Source organism: Pseudomonas sp. Marseille-Q0931 (assembly GCF_940789645.1).
Classification (GTDB): domain Bacteria; phylum Pseudomonadota; class Gammaproteobacteria; order Pseudomonadales; family Pseudomonadaceae; genus Aquipseudomonas.
In genome coordinates this window covers 163,133-186,530 of sequence record NZ_CALNWT010000002.1, presented here as the reverse complement: position 1 = coordinate 186,530, position 23,398 = coordinate 163,133, and the positions used below count along the sequence as shown (strand labels likewise).

Annotated in this window: 18 protein-coding genes; 16 read left to right on the top strand and 2 right to left on the bottom strand. The window is 61.8% G+C overall.

The window, feature by feature from the left end; translation table 11 throughout:
- Window positions 1-3: 3 nt before the first annotated feature.
- Window positions 4-2,649 (bottom strand): pyruvate dehydrogenase (acetyl-transferring), homodimeric type, encoded by a 2,646-nt coding sequence (gene aceE, locus P3C50_RS07150; RefSeq protein ID WP_197856999.1) that lies wholly within the window; start codon window positions 2,647-2,649, stop codon window positions 4-6.
- Between the two features lie 272 nt (window positions 2,650-2,921).
- Between aceE and glnE the strand changes: the two genes are divergently transcribed.
- From glnE to P3C50_RS07070, 16 genes are all read left to right on the top strand, one after another.
- Entirely contained in the window at window positions 2,922-5,864 is a 2,943-nt protein-coding gene (glnE, locus tag P3C50_RS07145; RefSeq protein ID WP_275545474.1) for a bifunctional [glutamate--ammonia ligase]-adenylyl-L-tyrosine phosphorylase/[glutamate--ammonia-ligase] adenylyltransferase, read from the top strand.
- Window positions 5,865-5,928: 64 nt separating this feature from the next.
- Window positions 5,929-6,852 carry a branched-chain amino acid transaminase gene (locus P3C50_RS07140; RefSeq protein ID WP_013713797.1) on the top strand — a complete coding sequence of 308 codons (924 nt, stop codon included), beginning with the start codon at window positions 5,929-5,931 and terminating at the stop codon, window positions 6,850-6,852.
- A gap of 203 nt (window positions 6,853-7,055) precedes the next feature.
- Window positions 7,056-8,099, top strand: a complete 1,044-nt coding sequence (gene waaF / locus P3C50_RS07135) for a lipopolysaccharide heptosyltransferase II (RefSeq protein WP_275545473.1) — start codon at window positions 7,056-7,058, stop codon at window positions 8,097-8,099.
- Between the two features lies 1 nt (window position 8,100).
- On the top strand, window positions 8,101-9,105 hold the full coding sequence (gene rfaC, locus P3C50_RS07130) for a lipopolysaccharide heptosyltransferase RfaC (RefSeq protein ID WP_275545472.1): 1,005 nt from the start codon (window positions 8,101-8,103) through the stop codon (window positions 9,103-9,105).
- Window positions 9,106-9,114: 9 nt separating this feature from the next.
- Window positions 9,115-10,239 carry a glycosyltransferase family 4 protein gene (locus P3C50_RS07125; protein WP_275545471.1) on the top strand — a complete coding sequence of 375 codons (1,125 nt, stop codon included), beginning with the start codon at window positions 9,115-9,117 and terminating at the stop codon, window positions 10,237-10,239.
- Window positions 10,240-10,372: 133 nt separating this feature from the next.
- Window positions 10,373-11,200 (top strand): lipopolysaccharide core heptose(I) kinase RfaP, encoded by an 828-nt coding sequence (gene rfaP, locus P3C50_RS07120; RefSeq protein ID WP_275545470.1) that lies wholly within the window; start codon window positions 10,373-10,375, stop codon window positions 11,198-11,200.
- Entirely contained in the window at window positions 11,197-11,934 is a 738-nt protein-coding gene (locus P3C50_RS07115; protein WP_275545469.1) for a lipopolysaccharide kinase InaA family protein, read from the top strand. Before rfaP ends, P3C50_RS07115 begins: the two co-directional genes overlap by 4 nt.
- A complete protein-coding gene (locus P3C50_RS07110) occupies window positions 11,931-12,680 on the top strand; it encodes a lipopolysaccharide kinase InaA family protein (protein WP_275545468.1) in 750 nt (249 codons plus the stop codon). The genes P3C50_RS07115 and P3C50_RS07110 overlap by 4 nt, the downstream gene beginning before the upstream one ends.
- On the top strand, window positions 12,677-14,104 hold the full coding sequence (locus tag P3C50_RS07105; protein ID WP_275545467.1) for a lipopolysaccharide kinase InaA family protein: 1,428 nt from the start codon (window positions 12,677-12,679) through the stop codon (window positions 14,102-14,104). Before P3C50_RS07110 ends, P3C50_RS07105 begins: the two co-directional genes overlap by 4 nt.
- Before the next feature lie 76 nt (window positions 14,105-14,180).
- Window positions 14,181-15,956 carry a carbamoyltransferase gene (locus P3C50_RS07100; protein ID WP_275545466.1) on the top strand — a complete coding sequence of 592 codons (1,776 nt, stop codon included), beginning with the start codon at window positions 14,181-14,183 and terminating at the stop codon, window positions 15,954-15,956.
- A 2-nt stretch (window positions 15,957-15,958) separates the two neighbouring features.
- Window positions 15,959-17,035, top strand: a complete 1,077-nt coding sequence (locus P3C50_RS07095; protein ID WP_275545465.1) for a polysaccharide pyruvyl transferase family protein — start codon at window positions 15,959-15,961, stop codon at window positions 17,033-17,035.
- Window positions 17,036-17,220: 185 nt separating this feature from the next.
- Window positions 17,221-18,354 carry a glycosyltransferase gene (locus P3C50_RS07090; RefSeq protein WP_275545464.1) on the top strand — a complete coding sequence of 378 codons (1,134 nt, stop codon included), beginning with the start codon at window positions 17,221-17,223 and terminating at the stop codon, window positions 18,352-18,354.
- Window positions 18,351-19,265 (top strand): glycosyltransferase family 2 protein, encoded by a 915-nt coding sequence (locus P3C50_RS07085; RefSeq protein WP_275545463.1) that lies wholly within the window; start codon window positions 18,351-18,353, stop codon window positions 19,263-19,265. Before P3C50_RS07090 ends, P3C50_RS07085 begins: the two co-directional genes overlap by 4 nt.
- Before the next feature lie 99 nt (window positions 19,266-19,364).
- Window positions 19,365-20,447 carry a CgeB family protein gene (locus P3C50_RS07080; RefSeq protein WP_275545462.1) on the top strand — a complete coding sequence of 361 codons (1,083 nt, stop codon included), beginning with the start codon at window positions 19,365-19,367 and terminating at the stop codon, window positions 20,445-20,447.
- Window positions 20,448-20,477: 30 nt separating this feature from the next.
- On the top strand, window positions 20,478-21,269 hold the full coding sequence (locus P3C50_RS07075; RefSeq protein WP_275545461.1) for a hypothetical protein: 792 nt from the start codon (window positions 20,478-20,480) through the stop codon (window positions 21,267-21,269).
- A 25-nt stretch (window positions 21,270-21,294) separates the two neighbouring features.
- Window positions 21,295-22,155 (top strand): glycosyltransferase, encoded by an 861-nt coding sequence (locus P3C50_RS07070; protein ID WP_275545460.1) that lies wholly within the window; start codon window positions 21,295-21,297, stop codon window positions 22,153-22,155.
- Here P3C50_RS07070 and P3C50_RS07065 read toward each other — a convergent pair.
- Window positions 22,088-23,365: a hypothetical protein gene (locus tag P3C50_RS07065; protein ID WP_275545459.1), complete on the bottom strand. Its 1,278-nt coding sequence runs from the start codon at window positions 23,363-23,365 to the stop codon at window positions 22,088-22,090. The two genes, P3C50_RS07070 and P3C50_RS07065, sit on opposite strands and share 68 nt — an antisense overlap.
- Window positions 23,366-23,398 lie beyond the last annotated feature (33 nt).

Genomic DNA, 23,398 nt, shown 5'->3' with positions numbered 1-23,398 from the left:
TCCTTAGCAGTCCAGGGGGTTGGCTTTGTCGGCGTCGATGCCGAACTTGGTGATGGCGTCAGCCAGCACCTTGGCCTCGATCTCGCCGCGGTCGACCAGGGCTTCCAGCGTGGCCAGCACGACCCAGTTGCGATCCACTTCGAAGAAGTGACGCAGCTGCTTGCGGCTGTCGCTGCGGCCGAAGCCGTCGGTGCCCAGCACCTTGTATTCCTTGCTCGGTACCCACTGACGAACCTGTTCGGCGAACAGCTTCATGTAGTCGGTGGAAGCGATGACCGGGCCCTTGCGACCGCCCAGGCACTGCTCGATGTAGGTCTGCTGCGGCTTCTGACCCGGGTGCAGACGGTTGCGGCGCTCCACGGCCAGGCCGTCGCGACGCAGTTCGTTGAAGCTGGTGACGCTCCAGACATCGGCAGCGATGTTGTACTCGTCGCGCAGGATCTTCGCCGCTTCGCGGACTTCGCGCAGGATGGTGCCGGAACCCAGCAGTTGCACGTGGTGCGCGGCTTCCTTCTTGTCTTCCTCGAGCAGGTACATGCCCTTGATGATGCCGTCTTCCACGCCTTCCGGCATGGCCGGCTGCTGGTACGACTCGTTCATCACGGTGATGTAGTAGAAGATGTCCTGCTGCTCTTCGGCCATCTGGCGAATGCCTTCGCGGATGATCACGGCGAGCTCGTAGCCGTAGGTCGGGTCGTAGGTGCGGCAGTTGGGGATGGTCGCTGCCAACATGTGGCTATGACCGTCTTCGTGCTGCAGGCCTTCACCGTTGAGGGTGGTACGGCCGGCGGTACCGCCGATCAGGAAGCCGCGGGTGCGGCTGTCGCCAGCGGCCCAGGCCAGATCACCGATACGCTGGAAGCCGAACATCGAGTAGAAGATGTAGAACGGCAGCATCGGCTGGTTGTGGCAGGAGTACGAAGTACCGGCGGCGATGAAGGAGCTCATGGCGCCCGCTTCGTTGATGCCTTCCTCGAGGATCTGACCTTTCTTGTCCTCTTTGTAGAACATCACCTGGTCTTTATCGACCGGCTCGTACAGCTGGCCGACCGAAGAGTAGATGCCGAGCTGACGGAACATGCCTTCCATACCGAAGGTACGGGCTTCGTCCGGAATGATCGGGACGATGCGCTGGCCGAGTTCCTTGTCCTTGACCAGCTGCGCGAGGATACGCACGAAGGCCATGGTGGTGGAGATTTCGCGGTCGCCCGAGCCGTCGAGGATGGCCTTGAGGGTATCCAGCGGCGGGGTGGGGATGCTGAAGCTCTGCTGGCGACGCTGCGGTACGAAGCCACCCAGCGCGTTGCGGCGCTCGTGCAGGTACTTGTACTCCGGGCTGCCCGGCTCCGGGCGCACGAACGGCAGGTTTTCCAGGTCCTCGTCCTTGACCGGGATATCGAAGCGGTCGCGGAACTGACGCAGGCTGTCGACATCGACCTTCTTGGTGTTGTGCGCGGTGTTCTTCGCTTCACCGGCGCCAGTGCCGTAGCCCTTGATGGTCTTGGCCAGGATCACGGTCGGCTGGCCGCTATGGTTCACGGCCTGGTGGTAGGCCGCGTAGACCTTGTACGGGTCGTGGCCGCCACGGTTGAGTTTCCAGATCTCGTCGTCGGAGAGGTCCTTGACCATCTCCTTGAGCTCCGGGCTGTTGAAGAAGTTTTCGCGAACGTAGGCGCCGTCTTTGGCCTTGTAGTTCTGGTATTCACCGTCGACCACTTCGTCCATGCGACGCTGCAGGGCGCCGTCCTTGTCCTTGGCGAACAGCGGATCCCAGAAGCGTCCCCAAACGACCTTGTTGACGTTCCACTGGGCACCGCGGAACACGCCTTCGAGTTCCTGGATGATCTTGCCGTTGCCGCGTACCGGGCCGTCGAGGCGCTGCAGGTTGCAGTTGATGACGAAGATCAGGTTGTCCAGCTTCTCGCGACCAGCCAGGGAGATGGCGCCGAGGGATTCCGGCTCGTCGCACTCGCCGTCGCCCATGAAGCACCAGACTTTCTGCTTGCCGGCCGGAATGAAGCCGCGCGCTTCCAGGTACTTCATGAAGCGCGCCTGGTAGATCGCCTGGATCGGACCGAGGCCCATGGATACGGTCGGGAACTGCCAGAAATCCGGCATCAGCCACGGGTGCGGGTAGGACGACAGGCCCTTGCCGTCGACTTCGCGGCGGAAGTTCTTCATCTGGTCTTCGCTGAGGCGACCTTCCATGAAGGCGCGGGCGTAGACGCCAGGGCTCGCATGACCCTGATAGAACACCAGGTCGCCGCCGTGTTCTTCGGTCGGGGCCTGGAAGAAGTAGTTGAAGCCGATGTCATACAGCGTCGCGGAGGAGGCGAAGCTGGAAATGTGGCCGCCCAGGTCCGGGTCGTCCAGGTTGGTGCGCATCACCATGGCCAGGGCGTTCCAGCGCACCAGCGAACGGATGCGGCGTTCCATGAACAGGTCGCCGGGCATGCGAGCTTCATGGGTAACCGGGATGCTGTTGCGGTAGGGCGTGGTGATCGCGTAGGGCAGTTGCGCACCGCTACGGGTGGCCAGCTCGCCCAGACGGGTCATCAGGTAATGGGCACGGTCTTCACCCTCACGGTCGAGGACGGATTCAAGGGCGTCCAGCCATTCCTGGGTTTCGATCGGATCGAGGTCTTGCATGGCTTGCTCCAGGGCGGAAAGGCTTCCAGAATCGGAGGCCAGTTGAGTCTCGCCGGCTTTTTGGGCGGGCGAGTTGAAATTCTTGGATTTACCGGGGGTAGGACCGGCCGTATGTAGTTTTACTACATTTCGACGGCGGATTCAGCCCTCTGGATACAATTCTTTCGTAGTAAAACTACAATCCGCGGCACCGCCGGCCGCACGTGCCCCGCAGGAACGGGGCTCCGGGCATTTGCGCCATGCGTCCGGCAGTCCGCCAAAAAGGATAGACCATGAGCCTGCCGTCGCTGGTCGAGTTGCCCCCTTCCCTGATCCCCCTGGCCGAGCGAGCCGAACACTCACTACAAGGAGCGTTGGTCGAGCATGAGGGGCTGGCCGATAGCGTTGCCGTCTGGCCGCAGGCACGACGCGATGCCTGGCGGCAGGTGACGGCCCTGAGCGATTTCGTTGCCGAGCAGGCTCAGCGTGACCCGCAGATGTTCGTCGCGCTGGCCGAGTCGGGCGAGCTGGAGCGCAGCCTGGCGCCAGGCGAACTGCGTCAGCAGTTGGAGGCGCAGCTGGCCGAGTGTGGCGACGAAGACGCGCTGGGCCGCTGTCTGCGGCGTTTCCGCAACCGTCAGCAGTTGCGCATCATCTGGCGCGACTTCAGTCGCCAGGCGGCGTTGGCGGAAACCTGTCGCGATCTCTCTGATCTCGCTGATGCCTGTATCGACCTGGCCTATCACTGGCTCTATCCACGCCACTGCACGCAGTTCGGCACGCCGGTCGGGCGACGAACTGGCCAGGCGCAGCACATGGTCATTCTCGGCATGGGCAAGCTCGGCGCGCACGAGCTCAATCTGTCTTCGGATATCGACCTCATCTTCGGTTATCCCGAGGGCGGCGAGACCGAGGGCGTCAAGCGCCCGCTGGATAATCAGGAGTTCTTCATCCGCCTTGGGCAGAAACTGATCAAGGCGCTGGATGCGATCACCGTGGATGGGTTCGTGTTCCGCACCGACATGCGTTTGCGCCCTTACGGCTCCAGCGGTGCGCTGGTATTCAGCTTCAATGCGCTGGAGCAGTACTACCAGGACCAGGGGCGCGACTGGGAGCGCTACGCGATGATCAAGGCGCGCGTGGTGGGCGGCGACCAGGAGGCCGGCGCCGAGCTGCTGGAAATGCTGCGGCCCTTCGTCTATCGCCGCTATCTGGATTTTTCCGCCATCGAGGCGCTGCGCGCGATGAAGCTGCTGATCCAGCAGGAAGTGCGGCGCAAAGGCATGAGCGAGAACATCAAGCTCGGTGCCGGCGGTATCCGCGAGATCGAGTTCATCGCCCAGGCGTTTCAGCTGATCCACGGCGGGCGCGACCTCAGCCTGCAGCAGCGGCCGCTGCTCAAGGTGCTGGCGACCCTGGAAGGGCAGGGCTACCTGCCGCCAACAGTGGTCGCGGAGATGAAGGAAGGTTACGAGTTCCTGCGTTACGCCGAGCATGCCCTGCAGGGCATCGGTGACCGGCAGACGCAGATGCTGCCGGCCGATCCGCAGGATCAGGCGCGGGTGGCGGCGATCATGGGCTTTGCCGACTGGACGAGCTTTCACGAGCGCCTGATGCATTGGCGTGGCCGCATCGAATGGCATTTTCAGCAGGTGATCGCCGATCCTGACGAGGATGAGTCGCAGGCAGGCGAGGCCTGCGTCGGCGCCGAATGGTTGCCTTTGTGGCAAGGTGCACTGGACGAGGAGGCCGCCGCGCTGCAGTTGCAGGAGGCGGGCTTCGCCGACGCAGTCACGGCCAGTCGGCGTCTCGCCGATCTGCGCAACGGGCCGCAGGTTCGTGCCATGCAGCGTCTGGGGCGCGAGCGTCTGGATGCCTTCATTCCGCGTCTGCTGGCGCAGACGGTGGAGCACGACGCGCCGGACCTGGTGCTTGAGCGGGTGCTGCCGTTGGTGGAAAAGGTGGCGCGGCGCTCGGCTTATCTGGTGCTTCTGACCGAAAATCCGGGGGCGCTGGAACGATTGATCACGCTTTGCGCCGCCAGCCCCTGGATCGCCGAGCAGATCGCCCGCTACCCGCTGTTGCTCGATGAGCTACTCAACGAGGGGCGCCTTTATTCGCCGCCGCTGGCGCCGGAGCTGGCGGCCGAGTTGCGCGAGCGGCTGGTGCGCATTCCCGAGGAGGACCTGGAGCAGCAGATGGAGGCGCTGCGTCATTTCAAGCTGGCGCACAGCCTGCGCGTCGCCGCCTCGGAGATCGCCGGCACGCTGCCCTTGATGAAAGTGTCGGATTACCTGACCTGGCTGGCCGAGGCGATTCTCGACCAGGTGCTGGCGCTGGCCTGGCAGCATACGGTGCAGCGTCATGGTCGGCCCTTCCGTGCAGACGGTACGCCGTGCGACCCGGACTTCATCATCGTCGGCTACGGCAAGGTTGGCGGCCTGGAGTTCGGCCACGGCTCGGACCTGGATCTGGTGTTCATCCATGACGGCGATCCGCAGGCCGAGACCGATGGTGCCAAACCCATCGACGGTGCGCAGTTCTTCACCCGCCTGGGCCAACGCATCATCCATCTGCTAACCACCCAGACCACTTCCGGCGCCTTGTACGAGGTGGATATGCGCCTGCGACCATCGGGCGCAGCCGGGCTGCTGGTCAGCTCGCTTGGCGCCTTCCAGCGCTATCAGGAGAGCGGGGCCTGGACCTGGGAGCATCAGGCGTTGGTGCGCGCGCGGGTGCTGGTGGGATGCTCGCGTCTGGCCGGCGAGTTCGCCCGGGTGCGCGCTGAAGTGCTGGGGCGCCAGCGTGATGTCGAGGCGCTGCGCGTCGAGGTCAGCGAGATGCGCGCGAAGATGCGCGACAACCTTGGCAACAAGAAGACCGCGGCCGGAACGGCGCCGAATGCCTTCGAAGCCTCGTCCTCCTTCGATCTGAAGCAGGACGCCGGTGGTATCGTCGATATCGAATTTATGGTGCAATACGCGGCCCTGGCCTGGTCGTGGCAACACCCGCAGCTACTCGAGTTCACCGATAACATCCGCATTCTAGAAGGTCTGGAGCGGGTCGGTCTGATGAGCGCTGAGGACGCCGCGTTGCTGCGAGAGGTCTACAAGAATTACCGCTCGGCGGCCCATCGCCAGGCGCTGCAGAAGCAGCCTGGAATGGTGCCCGGAGATCAGTTCCAGGATGAACGCCGCGCTGTGATGCGCCTGTGGCGCGAGTTGGGACTGAGTTGAATGACGGGGCTGCGGCCCCATCTTATTTGTGCGAACCGTGAAGCGAATTTGAGGAGCAGGCAAGATGTCGATGTCCGACCGTGATGGCGTGATCTGGTACGACGGCAAACTGGTGCCGTGGCGCGAAGCCAACACCCATGTGCTGACCCACACCCTGCACTACGGCATGGGCGTGTTCGAGGGTGTGCGTGCCTACAACACCCCGGACGGCACCGCGATCTTCCGCCTGCAGGCGCACACCGATCGCCTGTTCGACTCCGCGCATATCTTCAACATGCAGATTCCTTTCTCCAAGGAAGAGATCAACGAAGCCCAGCGCGCCGCCGTACGCGAGAACGGTCTGGAAAGCGCCTACCTGCGCCCGATGGTGTTCTTCGGCAGCGAAGGCATGGGCCTGCGCGCCGCCGGCTTGAAGGTGCACGTGATCGTCGCCGCCTGGCACTGGGGCGCCTACATGGGCGAAGAGGCGCTGGAAGCCGGCATCAAGGTGCGCACCAGTTCCTACACCCGCCACCACGTCAACATCGCCATGACCCGCGCCAAGGCCAACGGCAACTACATCAACTCGATGCTGGCCCTGCAGGAAGCCATCTCCGGCGGCGCCGACGAGGCCATGCTGCTGGACCCGGAAGGCTATGTGGCCGAGGGTTCGGGCGAGAACATCTTCCTGGTCAAGGACGGCGTCGTGTACACCCCGGAGGTGACCTCCTGCCTCAACGGCATCACCCGCAGCACCATCCTGACCCTGGCCGAAGAGCACGGCATCAAGGTGGTCGAGAAGCGCATCACCCGTGACGAGGTGTACATCGCTGACGAGGCGTTCTTCACCGGCACCGCCGCCGAAGTTACGCCGATCCGCGAAGTCGATGGCCGCAAGATCGGCGCCGGCCGCCGTGGCCCGGTGACCGAAAAGCTGCAGAAGGCCTACTTCGACCTGGTCACCGGCAAGACCAGCGGCCACGCCGAATGGCGTACGCTGGTCAAGTAAGCGAATCCTCGAAGGCTCGACGGGGAGGCCTCAAGAGTCTGCCGGCAATCTTGCGAGCTAGAGTCAGGCTAGGCGCAACAGGGGCGAGGGCGTGAGTTTACTGCGGTAAATGAACGCCCGAGGCCCTTTTGCAACGACGCATGACCGACGCGCAGAGGATTGCAGGTGGGCTCTGAGCCTCCCCGGTTGTTTTTGGATAAGGCATGAAAATACTGATCATCGGCCCTAGCTGGGTGGGCGACATGGTGATGGCGCAGACACTGTTCCAGTGCCTGAAACAGCGCCATCCCGAGTGCGAGATCGACGTGCTGGCGCCGGACTGGAGTCGGCCGATCCTTGAGCGCATGCCCGAGGTGCGCGCCGCGCTGAGCCTGCCGCTCGGCCATGGCGTTCTCGATCTGGCCACGCGCCGGCGTATCGGCAAGTCGCTGGCCGGTCAGTACGATCAGGCCATCCTGCTGCCCAACTCGCTGAAGTCCGCGCTGGTGCCCTGGTTCGCCGGTATTCCCAAGCGCACCGGCTGGAAGGGCGAGATGCGCTACGGCCTGCTCAACGACATCCGCACGTTGGACAAAGAACGCTACCCGCTGATGATCGAACGCTTCATGGCGCTTGCCTATGAGCCCGGTGCTCTGTTGCCGCAGCCTTATCCACAGCCGCGTTTGCAGATCGATGAGTCCAGCCGTGCGGCTGCCTTGGCCAAGTTCGGCCTGCAGCTGGATCGTCCGGTGCTCGCGTTGTGCCCTGGCGCGGAGTTCGGCGAGGCCAAACGCTGGCCGGCCGAGCACTATGCCAAGGTCGCCGAGATCAAGATTCGCGAGGGTTGGCAGGTCTGGCTGTTCGGCTCGAAGAACGACCATGCCGGCGGTGAAGACATTCGTATGCGCCTGATTCCGGGCCTGCGCGAGGAAGTCAGCAACCTGTCCGGGCAGACCAGTCTGGCCGAGGCCATCGACCTGATGTCGGCGGCCACCGCCGTTGTTTCCAACGACTCCGGGCTGATGCACGTGGCGGCGGCGCTGAATCGACCGCTGGTGGCAGTCTACGGCTCCACTTCGCCGGGCTTCACCCCGCCGCTGGCCGACCGCGTCGAGATTGTTCGCCTGGGGCTGGAGTGCAGCCCCTGTTTCGAGCGCACCTGCCGTTTTGGTCACTACAACTGTCTGCGCGAGCTCAAGCCGCGCCCGGTGATCGAAGCGCTGGATCGGCTGGTCGGCGAGACCTTGACCCTGGTCGAGGGCGACTGATTTGCGGGTGCTGATCATCAAGACCTCGTCGCTCGGTGACGTGGTGCATACCCTGCCGGCACTGACCGATGCCGCGCGTGCCATTCCCGGCATCCGCTTCGACTGGGTGGTGGAAGAAGGCTTCGCCGAGATTCCCGCCTGGCATCCGGCGGTGTCCCAGGTGATTCCGGTGGCTATCCGCCGTTGGCGCAAGCATCCGCTGCGCACCTGGCGCATTGGCGAATGGGCGCGCTTCAAGCAGCGTCTGCGCGAAACCCGCTACGACCTGGTGATCGACGCCCAGGGCCTGCTCAAGAGTGCCTGGCTGACGCGTTACGTGTCGGCGCCAGTGGCCGGTCTGGATCGTGATTCGGCGCGTGAGCCGCTGGCCAGTCGCTTCTATGATCGCCGCTATGCGGTGCCCAGGGATCAGCACGCCCTGGAGCGCGTACGTCAGCTGTTCGCCAAGGCGTTGGGATATACGCTGCCGTCCGGTAGCGGTGACTACGGACTGAACCGTGCGGCGATGATGGACGCTAGCGCGCAGCCCTATCTGGTGTTCCTGCATGGCACCACCTGGGCCAGCAAGCACTGGCCGGAATCCGACTGGCGTGCGCTGGCCGAGCGCATGGACAAGCTGGGCTGGGCCGTGCGCCTGCCTTGGGGCAATGAGACGGAGAAGGCGCGCGCCGAGCGCATCGCTGCCGGCCTGACGCATGCCGCCGTGCTGCCGAAGCTGAGCCTGGCCGGTGTGGCCAAGGTGATTGCCGGTGCCAGCGCCTGCGTCTCCGTCGACACCGGGCTCGGCCACTTGGCCGCGGCGCTGGATGTACCGAACATTTCCCTCTACGGCCCGACCTTGCCCGGCAAGGTGGGCGCCTACGGCCGTAGCCAGATTCATCTGTGTGCCAGTGGCCCGGGCGCCGGCAGCGGTGACCGTGACAAGCCCTGCTTCGATGGCCTCGGCGCCGAGCGCGTCGGTCTGGAACTGGAGGCGCTGTTGCTTGCGCCTCCCGGCACCCTTTAAGGAGCGGCTATGCAACTGGCCTTCGTTCTCTACAAATACTTCCCGTTTGGTGGGCTGCAGCGCGATTTCATGCGCATCGCCCTGGAATGCCAGGCGCGTGGCCACGCCATTCGCGTCTACACGCCGATCTGGGAAGGGGAAAACCCCGGCGGCTTCGATGTACGCGTGGCGCCGGTGCGTGCGCTGTTCAACCACCGTCGCAATGAGAAATTCAGCGCCTGGCTGCAAGCCGATCTGAAGCGCGACCCGGTCGACCGGGTAATCGGCTTCAACAAGATGCCGGGCCTGGACGTCTACTACGCCGCCGACGGCTGCTTCGAGGACAAGGCGCAGACCCTGCGCAACCCGATCTACCGTCGCTGGGGGCGCTACAAGCATTTCGCCGAGTACGAGCGCGCGGTGTTCGCGCCGGAGTCGAAGACCGAGATCCTGATGATTTCCGAAGTGCAGCAGCCACTGTTCATCAAGCACTACAAGACTCCGCTGCAGCGCTTCCATCTGCTGCCGCCAGGCATCGCTCAGGACCGGCGCGCGCTGGCCAATGCTGGCGAGATTCGCGCCGAGTTCCGCCGTGAGTTCAAGCTGAGTGATGATGACCTGCTGCTGGTGCAGATCGGCTCCGGCTTCAAGACCAAGGGCCTGGATCGCAGCCTCAAGGCCCTGGCATCCCTGCCGCGTGAGCTGCGCAAGCGCACCCGGCTGATCGCCATCGGCCAGGACGATCCCAAGCCCTTTCTTCTGCAGGTCAAGGCGCTGGGCTTGAGCGACCAGGTGCAGATTCTCAAGGGGCGCAGTGACATTCCGCGCTTCTTGCTCGGCGCCGATCTGCTGATCCACCCGGCCTACAACGAAAACACCGGCACCGTGCTGCTGGAGGCGCTGGTTTCCGGCCTGCCGGTGCTGGTCACCGACGTCTGCGGCTACGCCCACTACATCGCCGATGCCGATTGCGGCAGAGTCCTGCCCGGCCCCTTCGAGCAGGAGCAACTCAACCGCACCCTGGCCGATATGCTCGCCGACCCGCAGCGTCGTGCGCTCTGGGGGCGCAACGGCCTGGCCTATGCCGACAGTGCCGACCTGTATTCGATGCCGAAGAAGGCCGCCGACGTGATCCTGGCGGAGAAGCGCGCGTGAGCATGTTAGCTACTGCGGGTGGTATCGACCATTTGGGCGCACCCTTCTCGGTGCGAGGCAACGGTGGTCGCTCCGCCCGACTTGCGCTGTTTGCCGTATTCATCATGAGGGCGCAGCGCCTACAGGGAGGCTTATGCAGCTGATTCTTGCTGAACCATTCAAGTCCCTATGGGCCGGCAAGGATGCCTTTGAGGAAGTCGAGGGCCTGCAGGGGCAGGTCTACCGCGAGCTTGAGGCGCGCCGAACGCTGCGCACCGAGGTGGACGGCAAAGGCTACTTCGTCAAAATTCATCGAGGGATTGGCTGGGGTGAAATTCTCAAGAACCTGGTCACGGCCCGACTGCCAGTTCTGGGCGCTGGTCAGGAGTGGAAGGCCATCCAGCGTCTGAGCGAAGCGGGTGTGTCGACCATGACTGCGGTGGCCTATGGCGAGCGTGGCAGCAATCCGGCGCAGCAACATTCCTTCATCGTCACCGAAGAGCTGGCGCCCACTGTCGATCTTGAGCAGTTAACGCTGAACTGGCACGCTCAGCCGCCAGCACCCGGGTTGAAACGGGCGCTCATCCGCCGGGTCGCGCAAATGACCGGACGCATGCATGCCGCCGGCGTGAATCACCGGGACTGTTATATATGTCATTTTCTCCTGCATACCGACAAACCCTTCGACGCTGATGATTTCCGGCTGTCGATAATCGATCTGCATCGGGCGCAGGTGCGTGATGCCGTGCCGCGACGCTGGCGCGACAAGGACCTGGCCGGGCTGTATTTCTCCGCGTTGGGCATTGGCCTGACCCGGCGCGATCTGCTGCGCTTTCTCAAGGGTTATTTCGGCGTCGTCGACAGCCGCCCATTGCGCCAGATCCTGCAGGACGAGGCCGCGTTGCTGCGCTGGCTGCAGGGCAAGGCCGACCGGCTGCGCGCGCGTTATGTACGCAAGTACGAAAAAGAAGGTGAAGCATGAGTCAGTGGCGCGTCACCGCCTTGACTACACCCGAGGCAGCCAGGGCATTCGCGTCGCTGGATGCGGTCTTCGCTTTGCAGGGCGAGGCCATCACCCATGACCCGCTATCGGACGTCATTCGCGTCGAGCTCGGTGGGCTGCGTTATTACGTCAAGCGCTACCACGGTGCCGGCAAGGGCGCCCGGCGCTTCATCGGCCGGCCGCGGGTCAAGGCCGAGTGGCAGAATCTCAAGCACTTCGCGGCCTGGGGTATTCCTACCGCGCCCATTGCCGCCTATGGGTTGGAGCGTAAGGGCGCGGCCTTTCACCGGGGCGCGCTGATTACTCAGGAGTTGGTCGATACCTCAGACATGTGGCGGCTCGCCTCCTCTGGCGATGCGCGTCTGCGTGATCGGGCCTGGGTTGAGGATGTCAGCTCTCAGCTGGCTCGCGCCACGCGCATCCTGCATGATCACCATTTCGCCCATAACGACCTGAAGTGGCGCAATTTGCTGGTCGATGAGCATCGCCGTCTGTATTTGATCGACTGCCCGACCGGGGCGTTCTGGTGGGGGCCTTTTTTGCGCCGACGCATCGTCAAGGACCTTGCCTGCCTCGATAAAGTGGCCAAGTATCATCTGTCACATACGCAGCGCCTGCGCTTCTACCTGCAGTATCGAGGTCGCGACCGGCTCAGCGACAGCGACAAGCAACGTATCAGGCAGATCGTGCGGTACTTCGAGGGAAGAGAATGAAGGACTTCATCGACAGCGATGATCAAACGCTGCTCGAGCGTCATGGACTGGCCAGTTTCGAGGCGCTCTGGGCGCTCGAACTGCATGCGGTCGACGAACCCAACAAGGCGCCGCGCGGCGGCTGGAGCACGGTCTATCGGCTCGACCTCGAAGGCCATGGCTATTACCTCAAGCGCCAGAGCAATTACCTGACCCACAGCCTGGAGCGCCCCTGGGGTGAGCCGACCCTGGCGCGAGAGCTTCGCAACATTCGCCGCTATCAGCGCCTGGGTATCCCGGCCATGAGCGCCGCGTTCTACGCCGAGCGGCGCATAAATGGTGAGCGCCGAGCCGTGCTGCTGACCCGTGCCCTGGATGGCTGGCGCGACCTTGACAGCTGGCTGCCCGAGTGGCGCCAGCTCGCAGCCGAGCAGCGCCAGGCGATCGTCAGCGCCTGTGGTCTGCTGGCTCGCCGGGTGCACGAAAAGGGTCAGGTGCATGGCTGTTTCTATCCCAAGCACATCTTCCTGCAGCCACGAGATGATGGTTTTGCGGCGCAACTGATCGACCTGGAAAAGACCCGGCCGCTGTTTCTCGGCGAGCGGGACAGGGTCAAGGATCTCGAACCGTTGCTACGCCGCGCCAATCCCTGGAATGAAGCGGATCACCTGGGCTTCCTGACCGCCTATCTGGGCAGTGGGCAGCATCTTGATCATTGGTCGCAGCGTCTTGCGGCGCGTTTGAAGGACAAGGCCCAACGCCAATGAAACTGGTTCTCCTCAACGAGGCGGGGCGTAATCCTGCGCTGCCGCTGTCGATCGATCTGCCGGGCGGTGAGTCACTCCAGTTGCACAGTCTGCTGCGTGTGTTGCCGGGGCAGCGTTATGTCGGCGAGGCGCAATGGCAAGGGCGCAACGTGCTCGCCAAGTTATTGGTTGGCAGCAAGGCTGAGCGACATTTTGCGCGGGAGCTGCAAGGTGCCCAGTTGTTGGCGGAGCAGGGGTTGTGCACGCCGTTGCTGCTCGATCACGGTGTCGCAGCAGGCGGCGGCTGGCTGCTGTTCGAGTTCCTGGAGGGCGCGCGTAGCCTGGCGGATGACTGGCAGGCCGTCGCCGACGAAGCCTGGCTGAGCGATGCGCAGCAGCAGGTACTGGGTGAGGCGCTTGGCGTTATCGGTGAGCTGCATCGTCGAGGCTTGTGGCAGGAGGACCTGCACCTGGACAACCTGCTGCGCCATGACGGCCGACTGCTTCTCATCGATGGCGGCGGTATTCGCGCCGAGACGCCCGGGCAGGCCCTCTCCCGAGACCGCGTGCTGGAAAACCTGGGGTTGTTCTTCGCGCTGTTTCCCCGAGCCATCGATGACTTTATCGAGGAGTTGTTGGTGCACTACCTGCTGGTCAACGGCGAACATGCACTGCCACTTGAGGCTCTGCTCAAGGCGGTGGCCAAGGCACGTGGGCTGCGCCTGCATACTTTCATGGCCAAGATTCAGCGAGAGTGCACGGCTTTTCGTGTCTGGCGCGGCCCGTCGCGTCTGCAAGTAGTGAGGCGTGAAGAGGACGCGGCGCTGGCGCCCATCCTGGCCGATCCCGATGCGGCGATAGAGGCTGGCGAGCCGCTCAAGCTGGGCGGCTCCTCGACCGTTGCGCGCATTGAGCAGGGCGGCCGGCAACTAGTCATCAAACGTTACAACATCAAGGGCTTCAGTCATTGGCTACGACGCTTCTGGCGGCCTAGTCGCGCCTGGCACAGCTGGTGCGAGGGTAATCGCCTGGATTTCCTCGGTATCGCCACGCCCAGACCGCTGGCCGTGCTCGAACGACGTACCCTGTGGCTGCGCCGCCAGGCCTATCTGATTACCGAACACGCGCCGGGTATGGATATAATCGCCCGTTTCGCGCCCTGCGGGGCGGACGGGCTGCCGCCCGAGGCGGATTTGCAGGCCCTGGAGGCCTTGTTTGCGGCCCTGCTGCGCGAGCGCATCAGCCATGGTGACTGCAAAGGTAGCAATATCCTCTGGCAGGACGGCCGCTGGGCGCTGATCGATCTGGATGCCATGCAGTACCATGGCCAGGCCAGCAGCTTCAAGGCTGCCTATGCACGTGACCGTGCGCGCCTGCTGCGCAACTGGTCGGCCGACAGCGCTCTTTACCGTGAGCTCGATCGGCGCCTGCCAACACTTATTTGAGCCCTCCGACGGAGGCTCAGCGAAATCAAACCGTATCGGCTGTCGAGTCAGACAGCCGCGTTAAGAGGCTTTATCCGTGGCATTGACGATTCTTGGCCTGTCCGGCGCCCTCAGTCATGACCCTTCCGCGGCGTTGTACATCGACGGCAAGTTGATTGCAGCGGCGGAAGAAGAGCGCTTCGTGCGTGACAAGCACGCGAAGAATCGCATGCCCTACGAGTCGGCCAAGTTCTGCCTGGAGCAGGCCGGTATCAAGCCCTCCGACGTCGACGTGGTAGCGATCCCCTTCGCCCCCATCAGCCTGTTTGGCAAGGCGCGTTGGCACTACGCCAAGCGCTACTGGTACGCACCGGATCGCGCCCTCGACGCCATTCTCATGGGTAACCGTCGTTACAAGCGCTATCGTAAGAAGATCGTCTGGTGCCTGGAGCAACTGGGTTTCGACGCCAAGAAGGTCAAGATCGAGCCGGTCGAGCATCACCTGGCCCACGCCGCCAGCGCCTACCACTGCTCGGGCTTCACCGAGAAGACCGCCATCCTCGGGATCGACGGCAAGGGCGAGTACGCCACCACCTTCTTCGGTTATGGCGAAAACGGTCGCATCCACAAGATCAAGGAATTCTACGACCCGGATTCCCTGGGCGGCCTGTATGGCGCGGTCACCGAGTTCCTCGGTTTCGAAATGCTCGATGGCGAGTTCAAGGTCATGGGCATGGCGCCCTATGGCGATGCCAGCAAGTACGATTTTTCCCGCCTGGCCAAGTTCGAGAACGGCGAGCTGGTGATCAACACCGACTACGCCAACGTCATCGGCCTGCGCCGCCACAAGGAAAAGGGCAAGGGCTTCTACTTCTCGCCCAAACTGATCGAGTGGCTGGGGCCCAAGCGTGAAGGCGATATCGCCGACGATCCCTACATCCACTACGCCGCCAGCATGCAGGCGCTGTTCGAGAAACTGGCGCTGGAGATGATGGATTACTACCTGGGTGACATCATCCGCGAAACTGGCAAGATCGCCTTCGCGGGTGGTTGTGCGCTGAACGTCAAGCTCAACCAGAAGATCATCGCCCGGCCCGAGGTCAAGGAGCTTTTCGTTCAACCTGCCTCGGGTGATGCCGGTACTTCGGTTGGTGCCGCTGCCTACGTGTCCCACAAGCGCGGCGTGCCGGTGGAGAAAATGGAGCACGTCTACCTAGGCCCGGCATATTCCAATGAAGACGTGATTGCCGCTTGCGCGCGCCACCCTAATGCGCCGAAATGGCAGAAGATCGACGACATGCCGCAGCGCATCGCGCAGATCATGGTCGATGGCAACCCCGTAGCCTGGTTCCAGGGCCGCATGGAATTCGGTCCGCGCGCCCTGGGCGGTCGTTCGATCATTGGGTGCCCGAGCATCCCCGGCGTGGCCGACCGCATCAACGAACAGATCAAGTTCCGCGAGCGCTGGAGACCCTTCTGCCCGTCGATGCTCGACACCGTAGCGCCGCAGATGCTCAAGGTCGATCACCCGAGCCCGTTCATGACCTTCACCTTCGAGGTCAACGATGAGTGGAAGGAGCGTGTCAGCGAGGTCGTCCACGAAGACGGCACCTCCCGCGCCCAGGTCCTCAAGCGCGAATACAACCCGCGCTGGTACGACCTGATGCTGGAGCTGGAAAAGCTCACCGGCAACGGCGTCTCCCTGAACACCTCGTTGAACCGCCGTGGCGAACCGATGATCTGCTCGCCGACCGACGCCCTGAACATGTTCTTCGGCTCGGATCTGCAGTACCTGATCATGGAAGACATTCTGGTGGTCAAGGATGGCGTCGTTGCGCCGAACAGTGATCTGTCCGGCAGCGTGGAGTCTTAGGGTTGGCTGGCAGTCAGGCAAGGTTGAAGGCGTTGTTGTTCAACGACACGTCTTCAGAGGGCCATCACGGCTGCCATTTGGTGATGCAGCAGATCTACACGCTGGCCGAACAGGCTGGCATGGATATTTTGCGTTCCTGCCCGATGTATCACGACTGGCAAACAGACGAGCAGTTGCAAGCCGACATCCGCGCTGCCGATATATGCCTGGTCAACGGCGAAGGCACCATGCACGACGATGCGCCGCTGGCCCTGCGTTACGGGGCGCTGGCGCGCTACTGCAAAGAACATGAGGTGCCGTGTTTTCTGATCAATTCGGTTTGGCAGAACAATGATCGGCTCAATGCCGATGCGCCTTGTTTTACCCGGGTTTTCGTCCGCGACGTTCTGAGTCAGGCGGCGCTGGGCGAGCTTGGTGTCGCGGCCGATGTGGTTCCGGACTTGACTCTCTCCTATGAATACAAGGCAGGTGCGTCCCCCCGGCGGGGCCTGTTGATCAATGGAAGCGTCATAACCGAGCGCTTGCGTGAGGCATGGCGCGTTAGTCGTGCCAATACTCAACTGCGTTATGTCAGCATCCGTACAGTCGCTCCGCTGCAACTGGGCAAAGGTTTCGATATGTACTTGCGCAAGAATCTGCGCAAGCGGCTGAAGGCTTACCGTCGTATGGCCGCCAGTTATTTGCATCGCTACCCCGCCGACTTGCCAAACTCGCGGATAGACAAGCTGCGCTGGCGTTACGCCGTGCTGTCTCCCAAGCGCTTCCTGGCTTTGCTGCGGCGTTCCGAGGGCGTAATCACCGGGCGTTTTCACCTAGTTACCTTGTGCCTGGTCACCGGTACTCCTTTCTACGCCATTCCTTCCAATACTCACAAGATCGAGGCTCTGCTGGCACAGGTCGGCTTGAGCGGTCGCCTTCGTCTGTCATACGAAAATGCTGTTTCCGACGCTCGCGCCATCGCTTTCAGCGAGATGGAGCAGGCGCACATCGAGCGCCTCCTGCAAGAAGCCCGCGTCCAGGCCCGGGAGATGTTTGCGGCCATGGCGCAAGTAGCCAGGAGTCGCCGTGAAGCTGCTTAATGTTCAGGGCAATGCCACATAGACGTAGATGACTTATCAGTCAAGGTCGACTTATTGCCGGCCATCAGAAAAAATTGAACTAGCTGAAAAACCTTGCCTCCGACAGTTAAGGTCGAAGCATTCGCTGTTCAGGTTAAGGGCTAGAGTTCCTTTTTAAGTGTTCGTCGTGACTTTTGGTAGGGATCATGAAAACCAATAACAAGAGCCAAGCATGGGTGCTGCAGATTTGTCATGGCTACGATGGGCCGTTTCTCGATTGTGCTCGGCAGTACGCTGTGCTTTTTGCCGACACTCCGTACAAGGTGATGACCGTGTATCTGAGCGGCAAGTACGACGCTCAGGTGGAGGCGGGATCTGCCTCCGATGAGGTGGTCTTTCTCGAATACAGCAGCAAGCAGTTGAGGGGCTTGAAGCTCGGCGCGATTCGAGCGATTCGTCGCATCGCGTCTCAACGCAACTTCGCCCTGTGCATTGCCCATCGCTCCAAGCCCGCCTATGTGGCCATGCTGGGCACCAAGTTGCCAGTGATCGGTATTCATCACGCCTTCGGCGATTATCAACGCAAGTCGCGCCAGTTTTTCGCCAACCTGTTTCGTAAGCGGCTTTACCTGTTTGGTGTATCCGACGCGGTCCGTGATGACCTGCGCGCTTGCTTGCCGGGGTGGCCGCAGCAGCGCATTCAGACGCTCTACAACCGGATTGATCTGCAAGCCGTGCAGTCCGAGCAGCTCTCACGTTCAGTTGCACGCCAGGCGCTAGGCCTGCCGAGTCAGGCTTGGGTGATCGGTAACGTGGGGCGGTTGCATCCTGACAAGGATCAGGAAACCCTTATCCGCGCCTTTGCCGACGCGCTTCCCACTTTGCCGGACAACAGTCTGCTGGTCATAGTCGGAGAGGGGCGGCTCGAGGCCACGCTCAAGGCCTTGGTGGCCGAACTGGGTATCGCAGAGCAGGTTCGTTTCCTGGGGCATGTGCCGCAAGCCAGGCGCTACTTCCGGGCCTTCGACATGTTTGCTCTAAGTTCCGATCACGAGCCGTTCGGCATGGTGTTGCTCGAGGCCATGGCGGCTGGTTTGCCTGTGGTCTGCAGCGATTGCGGTGGCGGCAGGGAAGTGGTCGGTGAGAGTGGAGAACTGTTCACCTTCGGTGATTGGCATGCCTTGTCTGCCAGTCTGCGAAACGTCGCATCGGTTCAGCAGGGAGAGCTGGAGCGGCTGCGCGAAGACATGCGCGGCCGGCTGGAGAGCCGCTTCGTCGACTCTGCAGTCGCTCCGCGATTCTTCGACACCCTGTCCCGCTGGTCGGCCTGTCGCTTATGAGCGTGAGCGAGCGCCCCGGTGCGCCTTTGGTCAGTGTCATTGTGCCTTGCTACAACTACGCATCTTATGTGGGCGATGCACTGCGCAGTATCCTTGAGCAGGATTATCAGTCCATCGAGCTGATCGTGATCGATGACGGATCAACTGATGACAGTGCGCGCTGTATCGAGGATGCGCTGCGCGACTGGCGCAGTTACCCGGGGGTACGTCGCGTGGAATTCATCCGTCAGTCCAATCAAGGGGTCAGCGCCGCGCTGAACAAGGGGCTGGAATTGGCGCAGGGTGAATTCGTCGCCACTTTCGATGCGGACGATGTCATGGTGCCCGGTCGCATCGCGCTGCAAGCCCATTACCTGATGGACCATCCGGAAGTCGGGTGCCTTGGCGGTCGTGCGCAGCGTATCGATCAGCATGGCGCGATACTGCCGAAGAAAAACAAGGCTCGTGAGGTCCGGAGCTATGATTTCTCCCAGGCGCTGGCTCAGGCCTTGGTGGTAGGTGGGAATCTGGTGATGTATCGGCGCGATGCCATGCTCGCGGCCGGCATGTATGACCCTTCGTTGCGTGTGCAGGATTTTCAGATGACTCTGAAAATCGCCCATGCAGGTTACCGTATCGATGTCATACCCGACACCGTGACCCTGTATCGCAAGCACGAAGGAGGTTTGTCGCGTAATTATCTTGCCGAGTACCGTTACGGTATGCAGTTGCTTGATCTATTCCGCGATCATCCGGCTTACGAGTCCGGAAAGGCGCGCTTGCTCACCAAGATACTCGGTCCAGCCGTAACCCAGGACAAACGGTTCGCGTGGAGACTTTTCGCGCAGATCCCCCTGCGGCAGTGGGATCGTCAGCTGTTCAAGCGCTTTCGGCACCTACTGTTGAAACCGCGAGCCAGGCAAGCGTGCTGAGCTGCCATCAGTGTGCAGCGCAGCCGTCACCTAGCGATCAAGCGATCATTAATTCGAGCTACCGGCCGGGTGTTGCAAAGCAGTACCCGGAGCCTATGGATGGATGACATGGAGCACATGCTCGATAGCGATACGACGCCTGTTGGCAAACGCAAGTATTTGATTCTGGATGGCATAGGCGGCGTGCCACTGGGCCGCGAGTTGTACGAGGCCTTTCTCGGTGCTGGTGTGTCAGCAGTCCACTGGGATGCTTTGCAGCAGAAGCCGCGCCGCTGGTATGGCGTGGCATCGGCACTTTACAAGGCGAGAAACAAAGCCCGTGAACGGGACGGCTTCACTCATTTGCCGCGTCTGCCGCTGCAACCGCTGCGCAAGCTCATCGAGGAAGAGGCGCCGACGCACGTGTTGGTGATCGGCTTCCTGTACAAGCACTACGACGTGGAGCAGGTGGCAAGCATGGTGCGTGGCGCCGGTGCGCGCTTCATGCTCTACGATACCGACAGTTGCAACCTGTATTCCAAACGTCGGGAGTTTCTCTACTTCATCGGGCAGGAGCTGCCACGTTACGACCAGCTGTTCTCCTTCTCTGCGGTGACGACGCGTTTCTTTCGTGAAACCTTGGGGCTCGAGGCTCTGCACTTGCCGTTCGGTGCCGTGGTCCTGCCTCAGCATCAGGCTGAGCCAGAGCATGATGTGCTGTTCGTTGGTAGCGCCGATTTGCGCAGGGTGTTCCTGCTGGAAAATATCCGCGAACACCTGACGGTGCGCGGCAATCGCTGGCGTCGTAACCGGGCACTGATGTCTCCGGCGCTGCAACAGCGCGTCGACGATAGAACCGTATGGGGTGAGGAGTTGCGGCAGTTGCTACAGACTTCTCGAATGGTGCTCAACATCACCCGCTCGGATTTTTATGGCGCCGAAACAGGCGTCAATCTAAGGATTTTCGAAGCGCTATCGGCAGGCTGTTTCCTGATGACCGACTACTGTGAGGAAATCGCCGAGCTGTTCACGCCTGGAGAGGAAATCGAGATATTTCGCTCAAGAACCGAGCTAAGGGACAAGGTTCGTCATTATCTGGCCAACCCCGAAGAGCGTGAGCGTATCGCACGTAAGGGGCAGGCGCGCTTTCTTGCAGAACACACCTGGACGCATCGCGTGGCGCGTATTCTGGCCTGTTCCTGATGGCGATCTTTTTACGTTTCGAGATATCGCATGAATGATTTCCCTGCATCGTCACCCGTATGGTTTGACGTAGTGATACTCAGCTTCGCCAAGGACGACGCCTTGCGCCAAGTTACCGAACACTGTCTGGACTCTCTGGTCACCTCGGAAGACTCCGAGCGGATTCGCTTCCGTATCTGGGTGCTCGAGTCGAATGCACAAGCGCCTATCTATACGCAGCCGGACGTGGTCACGCTATATCCCAAAGGCGTTTTCAACTACCACGCCTATATGAACATCGGCATTCGCGAAGGACAGGCGCCCTTCGTGGCCATTTGCAACAACGATCTGTCCTTCCATCCCGGCTGGGCTTCAGAGCTGCTGCGTGTGTTCGAACAGGATCCGAGCGTCAGCAGTGCCAGCCCGGCTTGCTCCCTGCATCATCCGGCCAAGGGGTTCCCGCTCGACAGCGGTGTCTATCCAGGCTACGGCGTGCTGCGGGAAATTTCCGGGTGGTGCCTGGTGTTTCGCCGATCCATTCTGGACATCATCGGCGCGCTGGATGAGCGGTTTTTCTTCTGGTACGCCGATAACGACTACGCCTTGACGCTGCAGGCGAATGGATTGCGGCACGTGCTGGTCACCTCTTCGGTAGTCGATCATCTCGATAGCCGCACGTTAAGTACTCACACCTCGGCTCGCCAGTGGCTGATGACCAAACGAGCCAAGTACATATTCGAGGAGAAATGGCTCGGCCGTAGCCGGGGTTACCTGCTGCGTAAAAAGCTCAAGCTGTACCTCAAGTTTCCACTCTATTACCTGGGGCTGAAGAAAGTTAAATGAACGGTGGTTTTTCGGGACGCGTCGCGTGATTTCCGTTGTGATCTGCAGCGCCCAACCCGCAAGGTTGCAGGCGGTGGCTCGCAATATCGAGGCCACGATCGGTGTCGAACACGAGCTGGTCGCCATGGACAACAGTATCGAGGGGCGAGGTATTTGTGCGGTCTACAACGAGGGGGCGTCGAGGGCGAGCTTCCCATTCGTGTGTTTCGTGCATGAGGATGTCGAGTTCCTCAGCCCGGATTGGGGCGCGCGTGCGCTAGCTCATTTCTCAGGCGACGCAGAGCTTGCCCTCATCGGGCTGGCGGGAAGCCGCTACAAGGCGGCAACGCCCTCTGGTTGGCACAGCGGTGATGAAGACGATCTGTGCATCAACGTACTGCACGGTTCATCGAGTGCAGATGCCAGCGCGGCTTTCGCCAAGCCTGCCGACAGCGGTTCGAGCCAATGCGTGCCTGTCGTGGCGCTGGACGGCGTCTGGCTGTTCGCGCGCCGTTCGGTATGGGCTCAAACGCGCTTCGACGAGCGACTGAGGGGGTTTCATTTCTACGATGTTGACTTCAGCCTGCGCGTGGCCCGGGCCGGCAAGGTCGCAGTCGTCTTCGATATCGATCTTTTGCACTTTTCAATGGGCAGCTTTGGCGAGGCCTGGGCTCGTCAGGCGCTTGCCTACGCTGATGCTGCGCCGCTGGAGTTGCCTTTTTCCTGCGCGCGGCCGTTGGCCAAGGGGCAGCAGCGGCGTAAGGAGGCACTAGCGGTGCGTTACTGGCTGCGCTTGTTGAGAAGAGCGCACCTTCCGCTGGCATTGCGCGTTCGCTGGCTTAAGGCCGTGGGAATTCAGCGCTATCCGGCTCAATGGCGGGTGGCGTTGAAGTTTCTGCTGCGTTGATGATTTCGCGGTAGCGAAAAAACGAGGCGCCCAGCAGATAATCGGCGATCAGCCGGGTGTCGATTGGAGATTCAATCAGCGCTGCCAGCTCCGCGGCAGTCCGGAAACTGGGGACTCCATCTGCGGTGAGGTTGAGGCTCTGTGCCCGATACAGTGCACAGGGGACGTCGAACATCATCGTTTCGAACAGGCTGGTGGTATTGAAGCCGACGACCAGGTCGTAGCGTCCGGCGCGTAGTGTATCGGCAAGGGTAGGACTGTCATCGAGCGTTGCGCTGGGCGGCAGAGCAGCCAGCAATGTTGCATTGCTGGCGAGCAGCGGGTGCAGGCGCACTGTAAGCGGGTAGCGTGGCTGCAGTGCGGCCAGTAAACGGAGTAGTTCGATGCTGTCCTTCACGTAGCGTTTGCCTGGCAGCACGCAAAGGAGGTGCTTCTGCGCATGTGCGGGCCGCGGTGAAACTTGGGTTGGCTCAGGCGGGTTAATGTAACCGGCAACCTGCATGTCGAAATCGGGGGTTCGGGCTGTTTCGCGGTAAAACGCCTCGATCTCCGTACGGCAGAACTCGCTCCAGACCAGCAGAGTACCGGCGGTGACGTTTTCGTAGTTGATGATGTCGATCGGTTGCTCGCCGCGATAACGATGATAAAGCCCATGCTGCAGCGAGTAGGTCGGCAGGCCGTGATGCCGGCAGGCGGCGACCAGAAAGCACTCGGGAATGTTGGCGCTGTTGTAGCTCACCAGGGAGGTGATTTGCTGGGGTATCTGCAGTGTGTCGATGGCTTTGAAATGTTTGATGGTGTGGCACAAGACGCTGAATACGTAGAACCGTTGTAGCCAGGGCAACGGGCAGCGCCGTGTTATCTTCCAGGCTGCGTACATGGCACGCCAGTCCAGCGATTTGTCGGCGTCCTGCTTGATGGCAGGCATGAAGCTGATATTGCGCTCGAGCTGCTTGCCCAGGCTCATGGCCAAGGCGCTCTGGTCATCGCGGTCGCAGTGCCAGATGTACGCGTGGCCCTTCAACTGCTCGTGGTTGCTGTAACGCGGCGTCATGCGTATCAGCTTGATTGCGCTGCGAATGCGCTTGCGTGTAGAGCGATTGTCGAATAGCAGGTGTGCCAGCAGCGCGGCTGCTGGATTGCATAGGTTGTGGCCGGCATAAGTAGCGAGCCTTAGGCTCTCTTTTGTTTTGGCGTAGAGGCTATACATGAATCGATCCATGGGGCAGCAAGAGGCTGCACG